This window comes from Thermococcus sp. P6 (genome assembly GCF_002214525.1).
GTDB lineage: Archaea > Methanobacteriota_B > Thermococci > Thermococcales > Thermococcaceae > Thermococcus.
In genome coordinates this window covers 1,472,566-1,490,586 of record NZ_CP015104.1, presented here as the reverse complement: position 1 = coordinate 1,490,586, position 18,021 = coordinate 1,472,566, and the positions used below count along the sequence as shown (strand labels likewise).

The window sequence follows — 18,021 nt, the reverse complement described above, 5'->3', positions numbered from 1 at the left end:
AAAACATGAGGCTCCCTCCCCATAAGACCAAGATAGTGGCCACCCTTGGACCGGCATCGATGAAGAAGGACACCATCGAGAAAATGATAAAAGCCGGTATGAGCGTTGCAAGGGTAAACTTCTCCCATGGCGATCTTGACCAGCACGCCCGAACGGTTGAACTTGTCAGGAAGGTATCGGAGAGGCTGAACCGCCCCGTGGCAATTCTTGGGGACCTTCCCGGCGTAAAAATCCGCGTTGGTGAAATACAGGGCGGTTCCGTTACGCTGAGACGGTGGCAGACGGTCGTTCTGACGACGAGGGACGTAATAGGGACCGAGGCCGAGATACCCGTCCAGTTCAAGGATTTTCCCCGGATGGTCTCCAAAGGGGACCTCATCTACCTGAGCGACGGCTTCATAACGCTCCGCGTGGAAGACGTTCGCGAGCAGGATGTGGTGTGTAAGGTCCTCGTGGGCGGAACGCTCTTCTCCCACAAGGGCATCAACGTGCCGAGGGCGAGAATGGCGATCGATGCGGTAACCGACAAGGACCTCGAGTTCATCAGGTTCGCCATCGAGACGGGCATAGATGCCGTGGGGGTGAGCTTCGTCGGTTCCGCCTACGACATCATAAAGGTCAGGAGGTTCGTCAGCGAGAACAACGGGGACCTGTTCATAGTGGCCAAGATAGAGAGGCCCGACGCCGTGAGGAACTTCGATGACATTCTCAACGCCTCCGACGGGATAATGGTGGCGAGGGGAGATCTGGGCGTTGAGATGCCGATTGAAAAGCTCCCGATCCTCCAGAAGAAGATGATAAGCAGGGCCAACGTTGCGGGCAAACCCGTCATAACCGCCACCCAGATGCTGGAGAGCATGACCGAGGAGAAGCTGCCGACGAGGGCGGAAGTTACCGACGTGGCAAATGCGATCCTCGACGGGACCGATGCGGTGATGCTCTCCGAGGAAACGGCCGTTGGAAAGTATCCCGTAGATGCCGTCAGGACGATGGCGAGGATATCGAAAGCCACGGAGGCCTACCGGGAATCCCAGTGGTCAACCCGCATACTCGAGTGGAAGATGACGGGCCTGAGCGAGAAAGGGCCCAAGAAGGGTACCATAAAGGACACGATCGCGAGGAGCATAATGGAGGCACTGACCTCGATGAACATCAAGTACATCCTGACCCCGACGAGGACCGGCGAAACGGCCCGCCTCATATCCCGCTTCAAGCCGAAGCAGTGGATTCTGGCCTTCGCAACGAGGGAGTCCGTTGCAAGGAGGCTGATGTTCTCCTACGGCGTTTACCCCTTCACCGTAAAGGAAACCAGCGAGGATGAGATACTGGACCTGATAAGGTCCCTCGGCATAGTGAAGGACAACGACGTCGTCCTCCTGACCAAGGGAACGCCGATAGGCAGAACCGCCGGGACGAACACCATCAGGATATTCATGGTATGAAGAGAAAAGGAACCCCCGGGGCTTTATTCCTCTTCCCTGAGCTTGAGGGAGGTGTGCTCCCTCTTCAGTTCCTCCACCTTCTCGATCATGTCCTCCACAGTCTCCTTGAGCCGAAGTGCCAGTTCCTCGAGCTCCTTCACGGTATTCTCGAGCTCCCTCTCGCGTTCCTCGACTTCTTCCATGGCCATCGCGAGGTTCTTCTCCCTGTCCTTTCTGTAGACCTCGACGTTCAGGCCCTCGTAGTCCCACAGGATGGAACCGTTCTCTATCCTGAAGGGTACCGTTATCCTCACGACGTCACCCCTGTCAACCCCGAGCTCCTGAAACCTTTCAAAGATCCTCTGGTTCAGTTCCCCCGCCGCCCTGAGAACTTCCCCCGGATCGACCTTCTTCTTCGTCAACGCAAAGAGGACGCGCCTCACCTTATGCGCGTATCCAGAAGCGCGGACGAAACCGGTGCTCAGCCTCATAGGGCATCCCGTAAAGGTTTTATCGTTTGATGCATAAATAACTACCGGTGATGGCATGAACGTCCTCATATTCGGCCCGCCCGGAAGCGGCAAATCAACCCATTCCCAGAGAATAACCGAGCGCTACGGTCTCACCTACATATCCTCCGGGGACATGATACGCTCAGAGATCGAGCGTAAGAGCCCCCTCGGGGTCGAGATGGAAAGGTATCTTGCGAGGGGAGAGCTGATACCGGACACGGTCGTCAACACCCTGATAATCTCCCGGCTCAGGCGCGATAGAAAAAACTTCCTAATAGACGGCTACCCGAGGACAGCGGAGCAGGTTCTGGCGCTCGAGAACTACCTCTACGACCACGGCATGAAGATAGACCTCGCCATGGAGATATCGATTTCAAAGAAGGAGAGCGTCGAGAGGATCTCCGGAAGGAGGATCTGTTCAAGCTGCGGTGCCGTTTATCACGTTAAATACAACCCTCCAAAGGTCCCGGGGAAATGCGACGTCTGCGGCGGAAGGCTCGTTCAGAGGGAGGACGACAGGCCAGAGGTGGTAAAAAAGAGGTACGACCTCTACGTGAAAAACATGGAGCCCATAATCAAGTTCTACAGGAAGCAGGGCATCTACGTCAGGGTGGACGGGCACGGTGGAATAGAGGAGGTCTGGGAGAGGATAAGGCCCCTTCTGGACTACATAAGCAACAGGGAATCCGTATCCGGGTAGGCAAAACTGCCTTAAAGGTTTCCGGGAATTAAAGACCGGTGATGGAAGTGAGGGTGAGGTTTTACGCGACTTTCCGGGAGCTTATGGGCACCAAGGAAGTTGAGGTCCACAGCGTTAAAACTGTGGGGGAGCTCATAGAGTACCTGTCAAAGCACTACAACCCTGAGATCAAAAAAGAGCTCCTTGAAACGGAGCGCGTCAACGAGCAGAAGCCCGTCGATGGAATGATACTCGTGAACGGGCACAACGTCCTCCACCTGAAGGGCCTTGAGACCGAACTGAAGGATGATGACGTCGTCCACATATTCCCTCCCGCGGGTGGTGGGTGATGGCCATAGCTGAGCTGTGCCTCTTCCCCCTTGGAACCTCCACGCCGGGCGTTGGAAAGTACCTCGAGCCCGTGATAGAGGTTATCAAGGCCAGCGGGCTCAAGTACAGGGTGTGCCCGATGGGGACGGTAGTCGAGGGTTCCGTGGAGGAGATTCTCAACCTCGTTAAGGCCTGCCACGAAGCCATTTTAAAAGCCGGGGCGAAGAGGGTCGTGATAAGCCTGAAGATCGATGACAGGATCGATAAACCCCTGACGATCGAGGGAAAGATGAGGGTCTAACATGGCGGAGTACTTCAACAGGATAGCCCGGAGGTACGACGACTGGTACGGGACGAAGACGGGCAGTTACGTGGACCGGACCGAGAAGTGGCTCGTTTTCTCGATGCTGCGCTCCAGATCCGGAAGGGCCCTCGACCTCGGCTGTGGAACCGGAAACTACACCCTCGAGCTTAAGAGGAGGGGTTTTGAAGTTATCGGTCTCGACGCCAGCGAGGGCATGCTCTCGGTCGCCCGTTCAAAGGGTCTGAACTGCATCAAAGGGGACGCCCGCGATCTGCCCTTCCCGGACGGGAGCTTTAACCTCGTTCTCAGCGTCACGATGTTCGAGTTCATCCACGAGCCCGAGGAGGTTGTGGAAGAGATATGGAGGGTTCTAAAACCGGGTGGAGAGGTGCTCATAGGCACGATGAACGGGAGAAGCGCGTGGTTTCTGTTCAAAAGGCTAAAAAGCCTTTTCGTTGAGACGGCCTACAGGTACGCCCGCTTCTACACACCGGGAGAGCTCGAGGATCTCCTCAGGAAGGCCGGTTTCAAGGACGTTGAGAGCGCCGGGGTGATATTCTTCCCCTCCTTCTGGCCCTTCCACGGCCTTGCGGAGAAAATTGACAGGAGGTTCTGCAGGGAATGGAAGAACATCGCGGCCTTTATAGCCGTGAGGGGGGTCAAGCCCTGAAGAGAACCCTACCAATAAGACTGGCGAGTCGGAACGGTCGAAAATAAGATATTGAAGAGAGGGTCAGCCCTCCCATACGACGTAGGCCTTCTTCGTTATGAAGATCGGCTCAACGCGCTTTCTGACCACGACGACCTTATCCTTACCGTACTTCTGGTAGAGTTCGTTGATGTAGGATTCGAAAACGTCCCGGGGCATCGATGCTTTAGCGGTTATCCCGTTGTCGCCAGCGGCGACGCTTATCCCCTTCTCCACCGGAACGTAGGCTACGATGTCCTGATGGGGTTCAAGGTAGAACTCATCCCGATAGATGTCCTTCCCGTTGGGCGCCACGTAATAGACGAGGCTCGCCCTCAGGTAGAGGTCAACGGTATGCTCCTTCCTGAAGGCGGCGGTGAGTTTGAGCTCACCGCTACTCCCTTCATCGAGAACGTAGCTCGGGTTAACGGATTTTCCGTCCACGTAGACGGGTCCGTCGAGCACCCCCACGGGGCCGTCCTGAAGGAGGAGGAAGCGGTAGCCGGTGGCGTTGGGCACCGTCAGGTTAACCTCTACCGGGACCTCGTTCAGGTGGTCCATGTTCAGCCCCCCGGCGAGGACTTCCCTCTCCACAAGCGAACTGCCGTTGTAGGCTTCGAAGATGAGCGTGGCGTTCTTAACGTCCCTTCCAAAGGCCGATATCCACAGCCTGAGCCTCTGCTCTCCAATGGGGAGCTTTCCGCCACTGAGGGTGCTGTAGAACGGCTCCCAGGTTCCGTTGTCGAACCTGTCGATCCTGTAAACCGCGAAGGGCCTGAACTCATAAGTGGAGACACCACCGGAGTTATGGGCCGGCTTGAAGTTGGCAAAGAGCTTCTGAGCGTCCCACTGCTGGAAGGAGAAGGGTATGTGGAACGCCAGCCGGAAGAAGTTGCTGAAGGCTATCTTCTGATAGGCCAGCAGCCCGTAATTGGAGAAGACGTAAAGGACGTAGGGGATGTCTCCACGGCCCGCTATCATCCGACCGTTCGTGAGATCGATGGTCATGGCGGGCTGGTAGGAGTACTCACCCGCGTTTATGTAAACGACCGTCTTCCCGCTCTCGTTTTTGTACTGGATGTAATTCCTCGGGAGGAGCTGGAACATCGGGTTGTGCTCGTATTCCCCGTAGGTTATGGCACCGCCGAGGTAGCTTATGGCGTTGAACTTGTATATGTCCTGCTGCCATGTTATCAGGTAGTTCAGTTCCCACGCCTCGAAATCCACCTCACTTTCGTTGCCGTAGTGGGAGAAGAAGTCCGCAACTATGTAACGCCTGTCGTAAGCGTGGCCACCGTCCGTGGCGCTCCTCCTGTGGCTGAGGAGGGAGCTCTCTATCCAGTAGCCGTAGTCCCACCAGCTCGTTGCACTGTCGAGGGAGTTGCTGTTGTTCCTGAGCCAGTTGAGTTCGTTCACCCAGTCCGTCGGAACCGACCCCCCGCTTTTCGCCGTGTTCTTCGCTATACCCCCCGTGTACTGGGCACCTATCAGCGGAAGCGGGACGAAGAGGAGCACCAGCAGGACCGCGTAGAGGGCTTTCGTGGAGACGCTTTCCCTCATGGCCTCAACGTAGAGGAAGATCTCCCCAACGGCCACTCCAGCGAGCAGGAGTATGGCTCCCGAAGCTTGAAACACGAAACGGACGGCTAAGATAAGAAGGTATACGGAACCGAGGTAGTAGGCGAAGAGGAATATCTCCTTATGGCCCGTAAGATCGTTCCTGACCAGCTTCCTCACGAACCTTGCGGCAACTATACCGAAGCCGACCACCGAGAGGAGGAACATCAGGGCGTCCTTACTCTTGACGCTGTAGTAGCCCTTTATCGTGTCCCAGTCGGTCTTTGCGAGCTCCGCCACCGTCTGGTAGAGCGGGTTCGACTGCGTGGCCCCCCCGAGGAACTTTGCAAGATCCCTGCCGAAGTAGCCGTAGAAAGCCAGAAAACCGACAACGGCTATGGCCAGAACCGTTCCAAAGCGATGCTTCCCGTCGGAGTAGTTGAGGCCGAACCTTTCACCGTAGAGCATTATCCCCGCCAGAAGGCTCAGGGCCACGAAGACCTCTATGGCGAAGATGAGGAAGCCCCTTATGCCCACGAAGCCCGTGTAGGAAAGGCCCAGCCCGAGGAGGAGCGACAGGCCGAAGAGGGGGAAGAAGTCCCTGACGAAGACCCTGAGGGCGTCGAGCTGGCCGAAGATGAAGTAAACGAGTATCGTGGTTCCCGCGAAGAGGAGGAGTATTCCAACGCCGAAGACGCTTCCTCCCCATGCCGCCATGTAGAGGACGCTTGCGATGAGGAAGAAGAGCCCGGAGGCTATTTTCTTCCAGTTCCACTCCTTCTCGTCGAGGTAAGCCATGAGCAGGAACACTGCTATAAGGAAGAACATCATGAAGGGCCCTTCACCGCGGTTGTTGCCCGAGTAGGTCTTGCTGAAGTTGGCGTAGGAGAACATCATGAAGGCGGCCGCCCAGAGGCCGGCCCAGTTTGAGTGGAGCTTCTTTCCGAGGAAGTAAATGGCTATTATGCTAACCGCCCCCACGAAGGGTGGCCAGAGCTTGAAGGCCCCGAGTTGATCGTAGCCAAATACGGAGACCACCTTATAAAAGGCCGCCTGTATGGTGTAGAGCCCAAGGTAACCGGCCGCCTTTACCCCCGTTGGGGGATCGGCGTAGGCGAAGTACTTCGGGATCCAGTCAGTTATCGCCTGCCTGTACATCTCGTAGTGGAAGAAGGTATCCGGGTCGAGAAAGGTCCTGTAGTTCGAGGTGAGGTTCCTTATCCTGAAACCCCAGTAAGCCAGCAGGAGGGCTATCAGGGGTAGCCCGTAGGCCTTGAACTTTTCATAGTAAGCTCCGGAAGAGGACTTTTCCCTCCTCCCCTTCCTTTTCTCCTTAACGTCCGTCTTGACCATTTTTACCACCTCATTCAACGGTAACGGATTTGGCAAGGTTCCTCGGTCTGTCCGGGTCGTTACCCCTCAGGACGGAGAGGTGATAGGCCAGAAGCTGCAGTGGAAGGGCGTAAACTATAGGAGTAAGGAGTTCGTCCATCCCGGGCATCTCGATGAAAACGTCCGAGATGTCGCGGAGCTCCGGCTCCTCCCCGAGGCCTATCACGTGGGCTCCCCTCGCCCGGGCCTCCTCGATGTTGGCCACCATCTTGTCGAAGGTCCTTCCACCCGGTGCTATCGCCACCACGGGAACACCGTTCTCGAGCAGGGCGAGGGGCCCGTGCTTCAGCTCACCGGCGCTCAGGCCCTCGGCGTGGACGTAGCTTATCTCCTTCAGTTTCAGGGCCCCCTCGAGGGCCGTGGGAACGTTTATCCCTCTGGCGATGTAGAAGAAATCCTCCCTCCCAAGGAGCCCTTCGGCGAGCTCCCTCAGTGCTCCATCGTGCCCGAGGACCTTCTCCATCAGCTCTGGAACGGCCTTAAGGTTCTCCTCCAGCCTCCTGAGTTCCTCTCCATCGGTTGTTCCGAGGATCCTCGCCAGCTCTATTGCCAGCATCGTGAGGACCGTCAGCTGGGTGGTGTAGGTTTTGGTCGCCGCCACCCCTATCTCCGGCCCCGCGTGGGTGTAGAGCGTAAGATCCGCCACCCTCGTGGCCATGCTCCCGACGACGTTGACGATCGCGAGAACCTTCGCCCCCCTCTCCTTGGCCAGCCTCATGGCGGCGAGGGTATCGGCGGTCTCCCCACTCTGGGTTATGGCCAGCACGAGGTCCCTCTCGTTCAGTATCTCACCGAACTCGTAACGGAACTCGCTTGCCTCCTCAACGATGGGGACCCTGCGGGTGAGCCTCTGGAAGAGGTACTTGGCGACGAGGCCCGCGTGGTATGAAGTCCCCATCGCCACGATGAATATCCTGTCGTATCCGGCTATCTCCTCGGCCACCTTCCTTACGACTTCGGCGTTCCCGTGTATGGCATCCCTCACGGCCCGGGGCTGTTCGTATATCTCCTTGAGGGTGAAGTGCTCGTAACCCGATTTCTCCGCCATCTCCAGATCCCATTCTATCTCCTGAACCTCCTTCTCAACGACCTCCCCCGTGTAGAGGTTCTTAACGATCCACGAGTCCTTCGTTAGGATGGCGTACTCCCCGTCGTCAAGGAAGACCGCCCTTTTGGTGTACTCAAGAAACGCGGGAACGTCGCTCGCGGCGAAGTTCTCGCCCCTCCCTATTCCCAGAACCAGCGGGCTCTCGTTCCTGACGAAGTAAAGCCTGTCCGGTTCCCCGGCGTATATTATGCCGAGGGCGAAGGAACCCCTGAGCCTCAGAAGGGCCCTGCGCATCGCCTCCTCAAAGCTCCCCCCTGACTTAAGCTCCTCCTCTATGAGGTGGGCTATGACCTCCGTATCGGTGTTGCTCCTGAAGGTGTGGCCCCTTTCCACGAGCCATTCCCTCAGGGAGGAGAAGTTCTCGATTATGCCGTTGTGAACGAGGGCTATCCTCCCCGTGCAGTCCGTGTGGGGGTGGGCGTTGGTATCGTCCGGAACGCCGTGGGTGGCCCAGCGCGTGTGTCCTATGCCGATCTTCCCGGGCATCTGGAGGAAGCCGAGCTTCTCCCTGAGCTCGTCAACCCTCCCTGCACCCTTCTTTATGTAAAGCCTCCCGTTATCCCCTGTGACGATACCCGCGGAGTCATAGCCCCTGTACTCGAGCCTCTTGAGTCCCCTGACTATAACCTCACAGGCCTTTCTATCTCCAACGTAACCGATTATGCCGCACATTGAATCCACTCTCCCCTTACTCCCTCCCCGGATAAACCCGGGGGGTTAAAAGGGTTTCTCACCTGAGCACGATATGGGGGATGGAAAAACCTTTATAGGGCGGAACGTACCTACGGGGGTGTGGCGATGGACGGAAAGCTCGACGACTTTCTCGCGAACGCGACCGGGAGTCAGGAAAGGGAACCGGATAAAAAGAAGAGGCGCCTGAAATCAACCAGTCTGGAATCTTTCCTACCCGAAGAACAGATAAACTACTTCAAAAAGCTCAGGATCGGCTCCAAGAAGATGAGGAACGCGAAGATAGACGGCCTATAATTCCTCGGCCACTATAGCCCTCTCGCCGAGTTTGAAGACGAAGGCCCTCCTTTCACCTCTAAGGTTCGCCTCTATCCTCTTTCTCAGCTTCCAGTAGTCCCGATCGGGCACGCTTACCCTGAGCGTTGCTCTGCCGAAACCCTCCCTCCTGAGGAGGTCGTTTATCCTGAGGGGATGGAACGGAACGATCCCAACTATGGCGTAGGTCCTTTTGAGATAGGGACTCCTGAGTTCTTCATCTCCCGTTGCAAGAACGCGCCTCTTCTCGCGCAGGAGCATCCTTACGTCCGCCCTCAGGGTGTGGAAGAGCTCGTTTATAAGGTCCGCACGATCGATGCCCTGAGGGATCTCGTAGAGGTACTCCCCGGGTTCATCCGACCATTCCACGATGTTCTCGAGGTTCGGATCGTTCTCGAGCCTGACCCCGGCCGGCAGGATCACGGCGCTCCTCTCGGCCCTGGCGAGGGGTTCGGTGTAGAAGGTCAGCCTGTTGAGGGCCCCGAAGAGGTCGATGTACTCGAACTCGCCCCGCCACGGGACCCTTTCGCGAGCCATCTGCGGCGGCAGGTCGAAGATGAACGAGTCGGTTCTGGCTCTGTAGAGCTCGTAAACCTTCAGGGGGCTCGGGAGCAGGTCCTCAAGCCTTCTCTCCGGCGCCTCGGGTGGTCTGGCCGGATCGGAGAAGATAACCTCCGCATCGATCCTCTCCACGGTTTCCGGGGACAGGGAATCGGCGTTGATGAACTCCACGTTGCTGACGCCGTAGATCTCGGCGTTCCTTCGGGCGAACTCGAGTTTTAGGGGGTCTATGTCAATCCCGTAGGCCCGCTTAACCTTCATGGCGTAGAAGATCAGCTGGATTCCAACACCGCAGGAGACGTCCGCTATGCTCTCAACCCCCATCTCACCCAGACGTTCGGCACGGTACCTCGCCACGGCCTCGTGGGTGGCGTAGCGAAGGCCCTCCAGGTCCATCCAGAGGTCGTTCCTCGAGAACTTGTCTCCGGCCCTTATTCTGGCCCTCGCCACCTCCACAACGAGCTCCCACTTCTCGCCGTGCTTCTCGCGGAGTTTTCTTTCCCTTCCGCCCTTTATCATCTCAACGGCTTCCTCGATATCCTCCGCGGTGATCCCTTCGAGCATGTTCTCCACTGGGAGAGAGACTTAAAAACGTTATCCGCCATGTTCCTCAGGTGGTGGAATGAACTGGAGAAAAATCACCTTCATCGTGCTTTCGGCCATCATGCTGGGGGGATCCTTCTGGTACCTCTACGACTTCGCCTCCCGGCCAGACCTGAGGGATTACATCGGTGACGAGGTGTGGTACGTCCCGGCGAGCAGGAACCTCCTCCACAGGCTCGGGGTTGAGCTCCACTACGTGAACGACACCACCGGCTCGGAGGGGATAAACGTCATCTTCTCAAACAAGAGTACCCGGATAAAGTACCAGTACGAGGTTGAAAAGCTGGCCATCCGCTACAACGCGACCTACGAGAGGGAATACCTCAAGTTCCCCGGCCTCTACTTTGAGATACCCGCGGGAAACGTTGGGGGCTTTTTGAGCGCCCTTTCGGAGAAGCTGCCTCCAGATGCCTACAGTGTGGTTAAGGGTTACAGGTATCCTGACAAGGAGAACATCCAGAACTACCTGAACACCGAGCACCCCTTCCTTGGAAAGGACCTCATAATGCTCGGCATGCTCATCGAGGACAGGCCGATAAACTGGCGCCTTCCGGGCATAGTGGCCTTCGTTTTGATAGCCATCCTCGTTATTTTAGCTACCTACAGGATTAGCGGAAGCTACCTCGCGGCTCTTATAGCGCTCCTCTTCACCATAGGGGACCCAACGCTCGAGGCCCCCGCAATCACCGCCATGCTTGACATCCACGTCGCCCTCTTCGTGGCCCTGTTCACGACCCTGCTCGTCTACGACATGAGGAAATCCTCCGCCTTCTCCCTCGGCCTCGCCGCCGCGGTCAAGCTCAGCGGGGCCTTCGGCTATCCGGTGCTCCTTATCAGGGCCTTCAGGGAGAGGAACCTGCGGAACTTCCTCCTCACCATAACCATTCTTCCCGGCATCGGGTTCCTCCTGCCGAACCTCGTGGCGATAGAGGGAATCGGCTTCGAGAAATGGCTGCGCGATCTTCTGGGCAGCTTTCGGTGGCACCTCTCCTCCAAGGGAGGCCACCCGGCCGCTTCGCCCGTCTGGGACTGGTTCATAAACAGGAAAGCCTTCCCCTTCCACTACAACCCCAACGTCTTCGCCCAGACCGATCCCTTCCTGCTCCTCAGCATGGTGCTCTTCCTGCTGGCCCTGCCGTGGCTTTACCGCAGGAGGGGAAAGCTACTGATACCCTACTCCGTCTTCTGGAGCATAGTTGCCCTCTTCGCCCTCCAGTACGTCCTCGGAGGAACGACGCAGTTCAGCTTCTACGCCACGATCCTCGTCCCGCCGGCGGCCATCGTCATGGGGGTCGCGCTGAAGGAACTCCTCCGCTGGGAGGCCTTTACCGATTCCCTGTGGCTCTATCTGGAGTGGCTTCTCGAGGTGAAGGACAGGATAAGGTTATGGCTGAGGAGATGAGCCTCCGATGAAACGGTCCAGCCCGTACTGTTTCCGGCTGGACTTCCTTCCTTTTATTTCCCCCTCGATCTTCCTCAGGGTTTTCCAGCTCCGCCTGACTATGGGCGGGAACTCACCGTGCTTTACGTAGTACTCCCGAAGGAATTCCCTCGTCCTCGGATCGCTCGGATAACCGCTCCCGATCTCGCCGTATTCCTCTCTGAGCCTCTCTATCGCCCTGTCACGGGTCACCTTTGCCAGTATCGAGGCCGCGGAAACGGGTATGAACCTGTCATCCGCCCCGTGCTCCGAGACTATTCTGGCCTTGAAGTTCAGCCTCGGCTCAATATCGGCGCCGAAACGGGCCTCTTTTACGTCCGCCGCGTCTACGTAAACGACGTCCGGCTTAACGCCCAGCGAGTTGAGGGCTCTGGCGAAGTTCTCAACCTCGAACTCGTTGAGCGTCCCACCGCGCGAATCTATCTCCTCGGGTGAAAGTTCAAGGATCACGTAATCGTCCAGAACTTTGATTATCTCATCGAAGAGCGCCGCCCTTCTCTTCGGCGTGAGCTTCTTGGAGTCCCTGACCCCGAGCTTCCTGAGTTCCTCGGTTTTTTCCTCATCAACCACAACGGCCGCCACCACCATGGGACCTATTACCGGTCCCCTCCCGGCTTCGTCGATGCCCGCGAGCTTCAAGCCTTCACCCCCCGGAGGAGAAGTCCGCCGTAAACCACTCCAAGCATTATCGTTGCCAGACCGCTCGGCGGTATGTCGGTCAGGTAAGCCAGAGCCACCGAGGAGAGCTGTACCGCAAGGGTGAGCGCCACGCTAACGGCGAGCACCTTCCTCACGTTCGAACTCACCATGAGGGCTATTGCACCGGGGAGGACGGCAACCACCTGCAGTGTGATCAGTCCGACCGTCTGAACTATCAAAGCCCCTGTCGCACCCACGAGGACGTAGAGGGTCATCAGGTAGGCCCCCACGTTGCCCCCGTAGCTCTCAATCCCCTCGGGATCGAAGCTGAGGTACAGGAAGTCCCGGTAGAGGAGGAGAAGGACGAAGAAGAGCAGTGCACCGCCGAAGACGAGCACCGTGAGGTCGTTCAGACTTATCAGGAATATCTCACCCGTGAGGTAGGAAACGATGTTCTGGCTAAGGGGAAAGTAGGGCCTGCTCGCCATGACCCTGTACAGAACGCCGAAGCCGAGGACGGTCAGACCCGCCACGAAGCTCGCAACTATCCCAACCGCTGAATCCGGGGAGAAGCCGGCCCTTTCGAGCCAGGCTATGAGGAGGACCACCAGAACCGTCACGATCAGGGCGGTGGCCGTTACGAGCGCGATGTTCGAGAGGAGGAGCCCGAGTATCATCCCGAGAACGGCGCCGAAGAGAAGTGCGTGGAAGAGGGCGTGGGTGAGGAAGGCCAGCCCCTTCGTGTTGATCAGGGGACTGAGCGTTCCGAGGAGGACGCTGACCACGATGCTGGCAAGGATCGCCCTCAGGAGATATTCGGGAATCAACTCATTTCACCCCCGTGGCGTGGACGTGCGCGTCCCCGGTTATGCAGAAGAGTCTGTCCTCAACGGGCACGACCCTCGCGAGGGGACCGTAGACGGACTTGATTAGGGAATCCTTCAGAACCTCTTCAGGCTTTCCAAAGGCTACCAGCCTTTTGCTCAGGAGCATGATCCTGTCGCCTATCTCGAGCAGGGGGTTTATGTCGTGGGTGGTCACCATCATGGTTATGCCCCTCTCGCGCTTTATTCTTCCAAGAACGGTTGCAACCTCAACTCTCGCGCTCGGATCCAGAGCGGAGAGGGGCTCGTCGAGGAGGAGCAGCTTCGGATCGCTTATCAGGGCCCTCGCCAGAAGAACCCTCTGTCTCTGTCCGCCGGAGAGCTCACGGAAGAGTTTTTCCTCAAGGTCCGACAGTCCCACGAAGCCAAGGACCCTTTTGGCCTTTTCTATGATCTCAGGTGGCAGTTTGAAGTGCACGAAGCCCCTCCTGTAAACGGCCCCCATGGCGACTACCTCCAGAACCGTCAGGGGGACCTTTACGTTTATCGTCTGGATCTGGGGGACGTAGCCTATCAGGTCCCTCGCCTCGCAGGGCGATCTATCGAAAACCCTGAGTTCCCCCGAGTACTCTCTGTGGAAACAGGCTATCGTTTTGAGGAGCGTCGTCTTTCCCGCCCCGTTCGGTCCGAGGAGGAGAAGCGTCTCTCCCTCTTTAAGTTCGAAGGTGACCCCTTCCACGGCTGGTCTGTTACCGTAGGTCACGGTTAGGTTCTCAGCTTTTACAACCGCCATCGGCCTCCCGGGTTTCTGGTTAAGGCGGCATCTTTTAAACCTTTACGTGCGGGAGAACCTGAAAGGGCAAACCGTTCGAGCGGTTAAAAAAAGCGAGCCGGAGGAAGGAAAATAAGAAGGTTCTGGGAGAGATCACTCAATGGTGTGCATCTGGGGGAGTGTTGAGACCTTTACTGGGGCGCCAAAGGCTCTATCCCCGGCATCTCCGAGTCCCGGGAGGATGTAGCCCTTTTTGTTGAGCTCCCTGTCCACCTTCGTGACGAATATTTCAACCTCTGGATTTTCCTTCTTTATCCGCTCTATCCCCTCGGGAGCGGCCAGAACTCCCAGAATTATGACCCTTTTTGGCTTCCCGTATTTTTTGACCTCTTCCAGCACCTTCGTTAGAGTCGAGCCCGTCGCGATCATGGGGTCCGCGATTATCAACGTGTCCTCAGGCTTTATCTGGGGAACCTTCACGTATTTCATCTCAATCTCAAATTCTGGCGCCTTCCCCCTCGAGGCTGAAATGATGCCCACCCTTGCGTTCTCAAAGACCTTTATCAGTCCTTCCATGAGTGGAATCGCAGCCCTTAGAACGGTTATTATCACCACGTTCTTTCTATCCTTCGCCACAACCCCTTCCGTTTCCTCAAGGGGGGTCTCGACCTTTATCTTCTCCACTTCCATCGTTTTCGTGAGCTCATAGCCCATGTACCTTCCGAGCTTCACAAGTCCCTTTCTAAAGGATATGCTGTCCGTATCCTTATCCCTCAGCTCCGTGAGTATCTCCATTATGAAGGGCGAATCCTCGAAGGAGTAAACCCCCTTCCATCTCTTATCCTCCATCATTTCCATCACCTCAACACCTGATCCAGTACCACAGCGGTCAGAGCTCCAACCGCCATACCCGATTCCAGTATGCTCCCTACAAGCCGGGGAAAGTGCTCCAGAAACTCGGGCGGCAGCTGGGGAGCTCCGAGCCCCAGTATGAGGGCGCTCGCTATTATCAGTGTGTTCCTATCGTTGAGCTCAACCCTGTCCTTTATTAGCCTTAACCCCGTTACGCTTATCATCCCGTAGAGCGCCGTCGTTAGTCCACCGAGCACCGGGGCGGGTATTGATGCCAGAATTCCCGAAAACTTCGGGATTAGAGAGGTTAAAATCAAAATCGCTCCTCCAATCTGCACAACCTGCCTGCTCGCAACCTTTGTTAGTGCAACGAGTCCTATGTTTTCAGAATAACTCGTGGTTCCACAGGCTCCCAGTGCACCCGCTATCATGCACGAGACCCCCTCGCTCATTATGCCCCTGTTTATGTTCGTGTTCTCTATGGGTGCCTCCGCTATCGCGGATATAGCATGGTAATCCCCGACGCTCTCTATTATACTCACCATGAAGGCGAAGAGGAGCGTTATTATTGCGGTTGCTTCGAAGGTCGGGGTTCCCCATGGAAGCGGCTTTGGAATGCTGAAGAGCGGGAGCTCTTTTACAAGGCTTAGATCGGCCATCCCAAGTATTAAACTAACCCCGTAACCAACAGACGCTCCTATAACAACGGGCATCGCCCTCAAGCTCCCCCTACCTCTGAGAGCTACGTATACTGTAGTTGCAAACGTTATCAGGGCTATTAGAGTCGCTTTTGGGATGCTCGCCCCGCTTGGGTCGGCATAGAAGTTGAACGTGTACTTCACGGCAACGTTGGCTAAGCTGAATCCTATGAGCATTATGGTGACTCCCGTAACCACAGGTGAAAAGAGCTTCTTGACCTTCCCGATTATGCCGAGACCACCGACCAAGGCTTCCAGGAGCCCTCCAACGAGGAGGGCTCCCTCAACCGCTGCCAGTCCAAGCTTTGCCCCTATGCTCATCAAACCCGGTATGAAGGCGAAGCTCGAGCCCTGCACTATTGGATAGCGTGAGCCCCACGTGGTCTGAAGGATCGTTGCTATGCCCATGGCCAGGAGCACTGCCTGAATTAAGAGCGCTATCTCCTGCGTCCGGAGTCCTATCGCTGTGCCCACAACAAGTGGCACCGTTACCGTCGCTCCAAACATCGCAAGGACGTGCTGGATTCCCAGAAGAAGGGCCTTTTTAGTTTCAACCTTCTCTTCGATTCCAACTTTCATTCCATTGGCCATTAAAGCCCGCTCGAGTGGAGTGGATTCTGGTTTAAAAAGTTTGCGGCAGGGATGCCCCGTGGCACAGTTCATTCACAGAGGTCCTATGCAAAAATTTTAAAAAACCGCCTCCTACTCCTGCTGAAAAATTTCTGCAAGGCTCAGGTTTATAAGGGTGGGCACCTATCTGCTGGAGGTGATGCTCATGGCGTATCACGGGGCAAACAACAGAAAAAAGAAGGACAACCGGCAGGTTCAGGGTGATGAGGTTATACGCGTTCGCCTGCCGAGGGAGGGGGAGCTCTTCGGAGTGGTTGAACAGGCACTCGGCGCGAGCTGGATGGACGTTCGCTGCGAGGACGGGAAGATCAGGAGGTGCAGGATCCCAGGCAAGCTCAGGAGACGGATGTGGACGCGCGTTGGTGACGTCGTCATAGTCCGTCCATGGCCCGTCCAGAGCGATAAGAGGGGCGACATAGTTTACCGCTACACCAGAACTCAGGTGGACTGGCTCCTCAGGAGGGGCAAGATAAGTCAGGACTTCCTTGCCGGCGGCGAAGGGCTCTTCTGAAGGGCAAGAGTGATGGGGATGCACGAGGATCTCATCGAAAGGGAGATCGAAAAGGTACTCGGCCTCAGGGAAAAACGGGAGAAGGGGGACGAGCTCTACAGGATAGTCAACGAGGTCTTCGACAAAACCACGAAGGAGAGCCTCGCCTATCTGCACAGGCGCGGGAAGATCGGAGAACTCCATGGGGTCATCAGCACCGGCAAGGAAGCCAACGTCTTTGCAGGCGTTGATAGCGAGGGGAATAGGATAGCGGTGAAGGTTTACAGGAGTTACACCACGCAGTTCAGGAAGATGTGGGAGTACCTTGCCGCGGATCCGAGGTTCGGCTACCTACCGAAGGACCTGAGGAAGCTCGTCTTCATCTGGACCCGAAGGGAGTACAAGAACCTTCAGCGGGCGATAAAGTACGCCGTAAGGGTTCCGGAACCGCTGGCCTTTCGCAACAACATCCTGGTGATGGAGTTCGTTGGGGATGAACTTCCAGCCCCGCGGTTGAAGGATGCGGAGAAGGAACTTGAGCCCCGGGACTTCAGGGAACTCTACGACTTCACGATCGATGCCATAGAGAGGCTCTGGAAAAGGGGAAGCATGGTCCACGGTGACCTGAGCGAGTACAACATCCTGATCCACGATGGACCCGTTATAATCGACTGGTCTCAGGCGACCGTAAGGAGGAACCGCATGAGCCTCGAACTGCTCAGGCGCGACCTGCACAACGTCATAAACTACTTCGGTAGGAAGGGCGTGGACGTTGACGATCCGGATGAGAAGTTCCGCGAACTCATCGAATAGAGGGTGAGGTTATGGACGAGTTTGAGAAACTCCTCAAAAAGTACGAACGTGTTGATAAGGACGGGGAACCGATCCGAAAGCCCCCCGCAGAGGGGACCTACGAGAGCCCGGGGGAGCAGGAGGAGTTTGTGAGGGTCCCGAAGAACAGGGTGGCGGTGGTCATAGGGAAGGACGGAAGGACGAAGAGGGAGATAGAGGAGAGGACGAAGACGAAGGTAGAGGTGGACAGCGAGACGGGAGAGGTGTTCATAACCTCCACCGAAGATACGGACGACCCTCTGGCGGTCTGGAAGGCGAGGGACGTTGTGATGGCGATAGGAAGGGGCTTCTCGCCTCAGAGAGCCTTCAGGCTCTTCAACGAGGGTGAGGTCCTCGAGGTTATCAACCTCCCCGACATAATAATCGGAAACGATAAAAACGCCCTTCCGCGGGTCAGGGGGAGGATAATCGGAAGGAAGGGAAGAACGCGCGAGATCATAGAGGAGATGAGCGGAGCGGACGTTAGCGTTTACGGTAAGACCGTTGCGATAATTGGCAATCCGGTTCAGGTTGAGGTCGCAAAAACCGCGATAGAAAAGCTCGTCAGAGGCTCCCCGCACGGCGCCGTTTACAGGTATCTGGAGCGGCGCAAGAAAGAGGTTGAAATGGAAAGCCTCAGCTACGAGGCCTCTGGTGAAGAAGAAAAACCCGGAGAGGAGTGAA

Annotated in this window: 19 protein-coding genes; 10 read left to right on the top strand and 9 right to left on the bottom strand. The window is 56.7% G+C overall.

The window, feature by feature from the left end; translation table 11 throughout:
• Positions 1–5 precede the first annotated feature (5 nt).
• Entirely contained in the window at positions 6–1,442 is a 1,437-nt protein-coding gene (gene pyk / locus A3L12_RS08055) for a pyruvate kinase (protein WP_088883135.1), read from the top strand.
• Positions 1,443–1,465: 23 nt separating this feature from the next.
• On the opposite strand, the gene A3L12_RS08050 is transcribed toward pyk, so the two are convergent.
• The gene (locus A3L12_RS08050; RefSeq protein WP_088883134.1) at positions 1,466–1,912 is read right to left on the bottom strand and encodes a single- stranded DNA-binding family protein; all 447 of its coding nucleotides are present in this window, start codon (positions 1,910–1,912) and stop codon (positions 1,466–1,468) included.
• A gap of 55 nt (positions 1,913–1,967) precedes the next feature.
• Here A3L12_RS08050 and A3L12_RS08045 point away from each other — a divergent pair, with 55 nt between their 5' ends.
• The 4 genes from A3L12_RS08045 to A3L12_RS08030 are packed head-to-tail and all read left to right on the top strand — an operon-like array spanning position 1,968 to position 3,916.
• On the top strand, positions 1,968–2,633 hold the full coding sequence (locus tag A3L12_RS08045) for an adenylate kinase (protein ID WP_088883133.1): 666 nt from the start codon (positions 1,968–1,970) through the stop codon (positions 2,631–2,633).
• Between the two features lie 41 nt (positions 2,634–2,674).
• The gene (locus tag A3L12_RS08040) at positions 2,675–2,962 is read left to right on the top strand and encodes a ubiquitin-like small modifier protein 1 (RefSeq protein ID WP_394335077.1); all 288 of its coding nucleotides are present in this window, start codon (positions 2,675–2,677) and stop codon (positions 2,960–2,962) included.
• Positions 2,962–3,243: an MTH1187 family thiamine-binding protein gene (locus A3L12_RS08035; RefSeq protein ID WP_088883131.1), complete on the top strand. Its 282-nt coding sequence runs from the start codon at positions 2,962–2,964 to the stop codon at positions 3,241–3,243. The genes A3L12_RS08040 and A3L12_RS08035 overlap by 1 nt, the downstream gene beginning before the upstream one ends.
• A gap of 1 nt (position 3,244) precedes the next feature.
• Positions 3,245–3,916: a class I SAM-dependent methyltransferase gene (locus A3L12_RS08030; RefSeq protein WP_088883130.1), complete on the top strand. Its 672-nt coding sequence runs from the start codon at positions 3,245–3,247 to the stop codon at positions 3,914–3,916.
• A gap of 63 nt (positions 3,917–3,979) precedes the next feature.
• Here the strand turns inward: A3L12_RS08030 and A3L12_RS08025 are convergent, their stop codons facing one another.
• Positions 3,980–6,844 carry a peptide transporter gene (locus A3L12_RS08025; RefSeq protein ID WP_088883129.1) on the bottom strand — a complete coding sequence of 955 codons (2,865 nt, stop codon included), beginning with the start codon at positions 6,842–6,844 and terminating at the stop codon, positions 3,980–3,982.
• A gap of 10 nt (positions 6,845–6,854) precedes the next feature.
• Entirely contained in the window at positions 6,855–8,663 is a 1,809-nt protein-coding gene (gene glmS / locus A3L12_RS08020) for a glutamine--fructose-6-phosphate transaminase (isomerizing) (RefSeq protein ID WP_088883128.1), read from the bottom strand.
• A 126-nt stretch (positions 8,664–8,789) separates the two neighbouring features.
• Between glmS and A3L12_RS08015 the strand changes: the two genes are divergently transcribed.
• Complete coding sequence (locus A3L12_RS08015; protein WP_088883127.1) at positions 8,790–8,978, top strand: PCNA-inhibitor; 189 nt, start codon at positions 8,790–8,792, stop codon at positions 8,976–8,978.
• Here A3L12_RS08015 and A3L12_RS08010 read toward each other — a convergent pair.
• Complete coding sequence (locus tag A3L12_RS08010) at positions 8,973–10,121, bottom strand: methyltransferase domain-containing protein (protein WP_088883126.1); 1,149 nt, start codon at positions 10,119–10,121, stop codon at positions 8,973–8,975. The genes A3L12_RS08015 and A3L12_RS08010 overlap by 6 nt on opposite strands.
• Before the next feature lie 58 nt (positions 10,122–10,179).
• On the opposite strand from A3L12_RS08010, the gene A3L12_RS08005 reads away from it, so the two are divergent.
• Positions 10,180–11,562, top strand: a complete 1,383-nt coding sequence (locus A3L12_RS08005) for a dolichyl-phosphate-mannose--protein mannosyltransferase (RefSeq protein ID WP_088883125.1) — start codon at positions 10,180–10,182, stop codon at positions 11,560–11,562.
• Here the strand turns inward: A3L12_RS08005 and rnhB are convergent.
• The 5 genes from rnhB to A3L12_RS07980 form a co-directional block, all read right to left on the bottom strand.
• Positions 11,545–12,240 carry a ribonuclease HII gene (rnhB, locus tag A3L12_RS08000; RefSeq protein WP_088883124.1) on the bottom strand — a complete coding sequence of 232 codons (696 nt, stop codon included), beginning with the start codon at positions 12,238–12,240 and terminating at the stop codon, positions 11,545–11,547. The two genes, A3L12_RS08005 and rnhB, sit on opposite strands and share 18 nt — an antisense overlap.
• Positions 12,237–13,067: a metal ABC transporter permease gene (locus A3L12_RS07995; protein WP_088883123.1), complete on the bottom strand. Its 831-nt coding sequence runs from the start codon at positions 13,065–13,067 to the stop codon at positions 12,237–12,239. The genes rnhB and A3L12_RS07995 overlap by 4 nt, the downstream gene beginning before the upstream one ends.
• A 1-nt stretch (position 13,068) precedes the next feature.
• Entirely contained in the window at positions 13,069–13,857 is a 789-nt protein-coding gene (locus tag A3L12_RS07990) for a metal ABC transporter ATP-binding protein (protein ID WP_088883122.1), read from the bottom strand.
• 132 nt (positions 13,858–13,989) lie between these two features.
• The gene (gene upp, locus A3L12_RS07985) at positions 13,990–14,688 is read right to left on the bottom strand and encodes a uracil phosphoribosyltransferase (RefSeq protein ID WP_088883121.1); all 699 of its coding nucleotides are present in this window, start codon (positions 14,686–14,688) and stop codon (positions 13,990–13,992) included.
• Positions 14,689–14,693: 5 nt separating this feature from the next.
• Complete coding sequence (locus A3L12_RS07980; RefSeq protein WP_088883120.1) at positions 14,694–15,977, bottom strand: uracil-xanthine permease family protein; 1,284 nt, start codon at positions 15,975–15,977, stop codon at positions 14,694–14,696.
• A gap of 184 nt (positions 15,978–16,161) precedes the next feature.
• Here A3L12_RS07980 and eif1A point away from each other — a divergent pair, with 184 nt between their 5' ends.
• Genes eif1A through A3L12_RS07965 form a run of 3 tightly spaced genes read left to right on the top strand, consistent with a single transcriptional unit; the run spans position 16,162 to position 18,020 of the window.
• Entirely contained in the window at positions 16,162–16,527 is a 366-nt protein-coding gene (eif1A, locus tag A3L12_RS07975; RefSeq protein WP_088883119.1) for a translation initiation factor eIF-1A, read from the top strand.
• 18 nt (positions 16,528–16,545) lie between these two features.
• Positions 16,546–17,319 carry a serine protein kinase RIO gene (locus tag A3L12_RS07970; RefSeq protein ID WP_088883118.1) on the top strand — a complete coding sequence of 258 codons (774 nt, stop codon included), beginning with the start codon at positions 16,546–16,548 and terminating at the stop codon, positions 17,317–17,319.
• Between the two features lie 11 nt (positions 17,320–17,330).
• Positions 17,331–18,020, top strand: a complete 690-nt coding sequence (locus A3L12_RS07965; protein ID WP_088883117.1) for a KH domain-containing protein — start codon at positions 17,331–17,333, stop codon at positions 18,018–18,020.
• Position 18,021: the final 1 nt, after the last annotated feature.